This window comes from Faecalibacterium sp. DFI.5.82 (assembly GCF_029076575.1).
GTDB classification, from domain to species: Bacteria; Bacillota; Clostridia; order Oscillospirales; family Ruminococcaceae; genus Faecalibacterium; species Faecalibacterium duncaniae.
In genome coordinates this window covers 1-301 of sequence record NZ_JARFIS010000743.1, presented here as the reverse complement: position 1 = coordinate 301, position 301 = coordinate 1, and the positions used below count along the sequence as shown (strand labels likewise).

At 64.5% G+C, this 301-nt stretch carries 1 protein-coding gene; it reads left to right on the top strand.

What is annotated here, in order from left to right; translation table 11 throughout:
- On the top strand, positions 1-301 hold a 301-nt coding region (locus tag P0G09_RS18710; protein WP_275253421.1), incomplete at both ends, for a penicillin-binding transpeptidase domain-containing protein.

Below are 301 nucleotides of genomic sequence, written 5' to 3'. Positions count from 1 at the left end.
GGAGATCGGCACCAACATCCGCCGTCAGGTCATCAGCGAGAGCGCCAGCGAGACCAACCGCCAGATCATGGAGTTTGATGTGGGCGACGGCACCCAGGGCGGCGGCGGCAACGCCTACGTTGCAGGCTACCGCATCGGCGGCAAGACCGGCACCACCGTGCAGCTGAACATGGACCGCCGCGCCGACGGCGACTACAAGAAGGTGGCATCCTTTGCGGCTGTCCTGCCCGCCAACGACCCGGAGATCCTGGTCTATGTCATGCTGGACGACCACAACAATGCCCGCACCGACTATTCGTCC